Source organism: Mesorhizobium sp. M7A.F.Ca.CA.002.15.2.1, from assembly GCF_003998715.1.
Classification (GTDB): domain Bacteria; phylum Pseudomonadota; class Alphaproteobacteria; order Rhizobiales; family Rhizobiaceae; genus Mesorhizobium; species Mesorhizobium ciceri.
In genome coordinates this window covers 1-4,496 of the sequence record NZ_RZPI01000469.1, presented here as the reverse complement: position 1 = coordinate 4,496, position 4,496 = coordinate 1, and the positions used below count along the sequence as shown (strand labels likewise).

Below are 4,496 nucleotides of genomic sequence, written 5' to 3'. Positions count from 1 at the left end.
TGTTGCCCGACAGCGCCTCGACCACACGCCCAATCCCAGCCGCGACGAGGTGGTCGAGGCGCTGTCGGGCAACATCTGCCGCTGCACCGGTTACGAGCCGATCATCCAGGCGGTGCTGACCGCCGCCCGCGCCAATTCGCAGAACGCGGCCTGAAGGGTCCAAAACAATGGAACTGCGCAAGAACTACTTCGCCGATGTCCGCAAGGACGATCTGCACGAGATCGGCCAGCCCCGGCCGCGCTCGGATTCGCCCGGCCATGTCACCGGCAAGACCGCCTTTTTCGCCGACCGCAACTTTCCCGGCATGCTGCACCTGAAGATGGTGCGCAGCCCGCATCACCATGCCCGCATCGGTTCGATCGACACCTCAGAGGCGGAAAAACATCCGGGCGTGGTGAAAATTCTGACCGCCAAGGACGTACCGCACAATGTCTACACCATCCTGATCCTGATCCAGATCGGGCCGGAGGACGAGACGGTGCTTGCCGACGGCAAGGTGCGCTGGAAGGGCGAGGCCGTGGTGGCGGTGCTGGCCGAAACCGAGCGCGCGGCACAAGAGGCCGCAGCCAAGGTCAAGGTCGACTATGAGGTGCTGCCGGCCGTCTTCGACATGGAAGAGGCGCTGAAACCCGACGCGCCGCTGGTCAACGAATATCACGGCCAGAATTATTACCTCTATGATAGCGGCGAGTGCCGCAAGGTGCGCTTCGGCGATGTCGAGGCGGGCTTCGCCGGCGCCGACCACATACTGGAGCAGAGCTACCAGTCTTCGCCGATCGAGCACGCGCCGACCGAGACCACCGGCTGCGTGGTGGCGCCCGAGGGCAATGACCGCTTCACCTGCTATACCAACACGCAGGCGATGTTCTTCACGCTCGACAACACCTCGATCATCCTGCAGATGCCGGGCAGCAAATTGCATTTCGTCGGCGGCACAGTCGGTGGCGGTTTTGGCGGCAAGGTCGACGTCATCGTCGAGCCGATCGCCATCCTCGGCGCAAAACTAACAGGACGACCAGTCTGTTTTATCTACAGCCGCGAGGAGGAGATGCAGATCTCGTCGCCGCGCGCCGCTGAAAAGGTCGTCATCAAGGACGGCGTCATGAAAGATGGCCGCATCGTCGCGCGCAAGGTCACCGGATACACCGATGCCGGCGCCTATTCGCGCCACTCGCCCTACGGCGCGCAGAAGGGCGCGGGGCATTATCCCGGCCCCTACACTATTCCGAACGTCTGGATCGACACCTATTGCGTCTACACCAACCGCACGCCGTCGTCGGCCATGCGCGGCTTCGGCGTCACCATCGGCGATTTCGCGCTGGAGGTGCAGATGGACAAGCTGGCGCGCCTGATCGGCATGGACCCGCTCGAATTCCGCTTCATCAACGCCTATCGCGACGGTGATATGAAAGCGCACCGCCAGCCGACAGAGGGCGCCGCGCTGATCGAATGCATGCAGGAAGCCTCGCGCGCCGCCAACTGGCCGGTGGCGGAAAAGTACCTGGCGATGTCCTCCTATACGAAGGGAGCTTGAGATGGCGATCAGGCGTGGGCGCGGCGTTGCCGCGATCAACTATCCCACCGGTATGAACCTCGGCGGTGACCCGACGCAGGCACTGGTGCACTCGACGCCAACAGGCAATTTCATGGTGACATTGTCCTCCGTCGATCTCGGCCAGGGCATGAAGCAGATCATGGCGCAGATCTGCGCCGAGACCATCGGCGTGCCGACAGACCGCGTCGTCGTCGACACCGCCGACACCGACACCGGCCCGCACTGCATGGGCACCTTCGCCTCGCGCGGTACGCACCGCGCCGGCAACGCCGTCATCCAGGCGGCAAGGGAAGCGCGGCAGGTGATGCTGGAAGTGGCCGCCGAGGAACTGGAGGTGAACGCCTCCGACCTCGAGACCGACGGCCAGGGCAACATACTGGTCAAAGGCGCGCCGCAAAAATCGATCTCGATCTTCGATGTCGCGCTGTCGGCGCATTTCAAGCGCGGTCGCTCGATCTCGGGCCGCGGCATGTTCCTGATTCCGCGCTCTTATCCGGAGAAAGAGACTGGCGCGATGAAGCCATCGACCTGCTACGCGCATGCCTGCACCGTGGCCGAGGTCGAGGTCGACGACGAGACCGGCGCGGTCACCGTGCTGACTGTGAAGAACGTCTTCGAGATCGGCCGCGCGCTGAACCCGAAAATGGTCGAACAGCAACTGGTCGGCGGTTCGTGGATGGGCATCAGCCATGCGCTCTACGAGACGACCGAGCCCTATTATCCCAACCGCGACCATGGCGGCACGGACTTCAACCAGTATCTGATGCCCGGCCCCGGCGACCTCGCCGAGACCGAGATCATCGTGCTGGAGCGTCCATCGGCGGACGGGCCATACGGTGCCAAGGGGCCGGGCGAAATGTGCGCCAACCCGCAGATCCCGGCGGTCGCCAATGCCGTCTTCGACGCCGTCGGCGTGCGCATCGACACGCTGCCGATCACGCCGGAGCGCATCCTGCGCGCGCTGAAGGCGCAAGCGGCGAACTGAGGGCCGAAATGACCGGGACAAGCGCCGAGACATCAGCGACCTCGCCGGAGGCGGTGGCGCAGCATCTTGCCGCCTCGCGCTATCTGGCCGACGACAGTCTTGCGACCGCGATCTTCCTGGCGATCCGGCTGGGGAAGCCGCTGCTGCTCGAAGGCGCACCAGGCGTCGGCAAGACGGAAGCGGCCAAGGCGATCGCCGCGCTGCTCGGCCGCGATCTGGTGCGGCTGCAATGCTATGAAGGCATCGACGCTGCGCACGCGCTCTACGAATGGAATTATCAACGCCAGCTGCTCGCCATTCGCCACGCCGGCGAGCACGAGATCGACATCTACGAAGACCGTTTCCTGATCGCCCGGCCGCTGCTGCAGGTGCTGAAGGCGCCGGAACAGCGCGTGCTGCTGGTCGACGAGATCGACCGCTCGGATCATGAATTCGAGGCGCTGCTTCTGGAATTCCTCTCCGATTTCCAGATCAGCATTCCCGAACGCGGTACCGTCCGCGCCACGGCACAGCCGATCGTCATCCTGACCTCGAACCGCACCCGCGAGCTTGCCGAGGCACTGCGCCGCCGCTGCGTCTACCACTGGATCGGCTATCCCGACGCCGAGCGCGAGGCCGCCATCATCATGCTGCGCGCCGGCGATGTGGCCGAGGTAACGGCGCGCGCGGTGGCGGCGGCCGTGCAGACCATCCGCGCCCGGCCGCTGGCCAAGCCGCCGGGTATCGCCGAGGCCGTCGAATGGGCCAATGCCGCCACCATCCTGGAGAAGGGCGGCAGCCCGTGGCCGGAAGCCTTCCGCCGCGCCATCGGCGTGCTGATCAAGGACGAGGAAGACCTTTCCTACATCGCACCGGAGCTTGGCCGGATCGTCGAGGAGGCGCTGGCGTGACGCGGGAGGTCATTTCGCAAGGCTGGCGGGACAGCGCCCCCCTCTGTCCTGCCGGACATCTCCCCCTCAAGGGGGGAGATCGGATGTCATCCCCGCTTTCGCTAATCGCTGACGTCGCCGAACAGAGCGAAGCGCCGAAGCTGCCAATCTCCCCCCTTGAGGGGGAGATGTCCGGCAGGACAGAGGGGGGCGACACAGAATGATGCGGGAAACAAGCTTCCCCCGCGCCGCCTCGCCATTCCTGGGTTTTGCCAGGCTCTTGCGCCGCTACGGCTTTGCCATAGCCCCCGAGCAAGTCTCCGGCTTCATGCAGGCGGTGACGTTGCTCGGTCCACGCTCGATGGCCGACATCCGCGAGGCGGCCCTCGCCACCCTGGCGCCGCCGCCCGACCGCCGCGACGAATTCGAAGCGCATTTCCAGAGCCATTTCTATGGCAACAGGTCCGCCGTGGTCGAAGGCGACGCCGACGAGGAAACCCGCATCAAGGATGATGGCGGTGCGAGCCAGGAAGAGATCGAGGTCATCAGCCATCAGGAAGGTGGCGAACTCTCTTCCGGCGCCGAACAACTGAGTACCCGCGATTTCAAGCGCGACGACGACAACCTTGCCGCTTTCCGCCGCAGGCTCGCTTCAGCCTTGCCCGCCCGCCGCTCGTTCCGCACCGTGCGCACGCATTCGCGCGGCAAGCTCGATCTGCGCCGGTCGCTGCGGGAAATCGTCAGCGCCGATGGCGACGTGCCCTCGCCGCTGCTGCGCCGCCGCCAGACCGTGCCGCGCAAGCTGCTGCTGCTGATCGACGTTTCCGGCTCGATGAAGCTGCACACCGCAGACTATCTCAAGCTGGCGCATGCCGCCGTGCAAGGCGCGGACCGTGCCGAGATTTTCACCTTCGGCACGCGGCTGACCCGCATCACCACGGCATTGCGCATCCGCGACGGCGACCAGGCATTGGCCCGCGCCGCTGTCCAGGTCGACGATTGGGACGGCGGCACCCGCATGGGACCGACGCTGCTCGCCTTCCTCTCGGTGCCGCGCTTTTCAGCCTTTGCACTCGGTGCCGCTAT

General features: G+C 65.3%; 5 protein-coding genes. All 5 read left to right on the top strand.

Translation table 11 applies throughout. The annotated features are described in order from the left end of the window. A partial coding sequence (locus ENZ74_RS22890; protein WP_245470987.1) for a 2Fe-2S iron-sulfur cluster-binding protein occupies positions 1 to 154 on the top strand: 154 nt, incomplete at its 5' end. A gap of 13 nt (positions 155 to 167) precedes the next feature. Then, complete coding sequence (locus ENZ74_RS35755) at positions 168 to 1,535, top strand: xanthine dehydrogenase family protein molybdopterin-binding subunit (protein ID WP_063168524.1); 1,368 nt, start codon at positions 168 to 170, stop codon at positions 1,533 to 1,535. Position 1,536: 1 nt separating this feature from the next. Then, positions 1,537 to 2,541, top strand: coding sequence for a molybdopterin cofactor-binding domain-containing protein (locus tag ENZ74_RS35750; protein WP_063168525.1), 1,005 nt, complete (start codon positions 1,537 to 1,539; stop codon positions 2,539 to 2,541). 8 nt (positions 2,542 to 2,549) lie between these two features. Continuing rightward, positions 2,550 to 3,431 (top strand): MoxR family ATPase, encoded by an 882-nt coding sequence (locus ENZ74_RS22875; protein WP_063168526.1) that lies wholly within the window; start codon positions 2,550 to 2,552, stop codon positions 3,429 to 3,431. Between the two features lie 199 nt (positions 3,432 to 3,630). Then, positions 3,631 to 4,496 (top strand): VWA domain-containing protein (locus tag ENZ74_RS22865; protein WP_127313003.1); only part of this gene is annotated, 866 nt, incomplete at its 3' end.

What these genes read in the sequence shown, in the direction of transcription:
- ENZ74_RS35755 (WP_063168524.1), top strand. Translation starts at nt 168, where the DNA reads ATGGAACTGCGCAAGAACTACTTCGCCGATGTCCGCAAGGACGATCTG.
- ENZ74_RS35750 (WP_063168525.1), top strand. Translation starts at nt 1,537, where the DNA reads ATGGCGATCAGGCGTGGGCGCGGCGTTGCCGCGATCAACTATCCCACC.
- ENZ74_RS22875 (WP_063168526.1), top strand. Translation starts at nt 2,550, where the DNA reads ATGACCGGGACAAGCGCCGAGACATCAGCGACCTCGCCGGAGGCGGTG.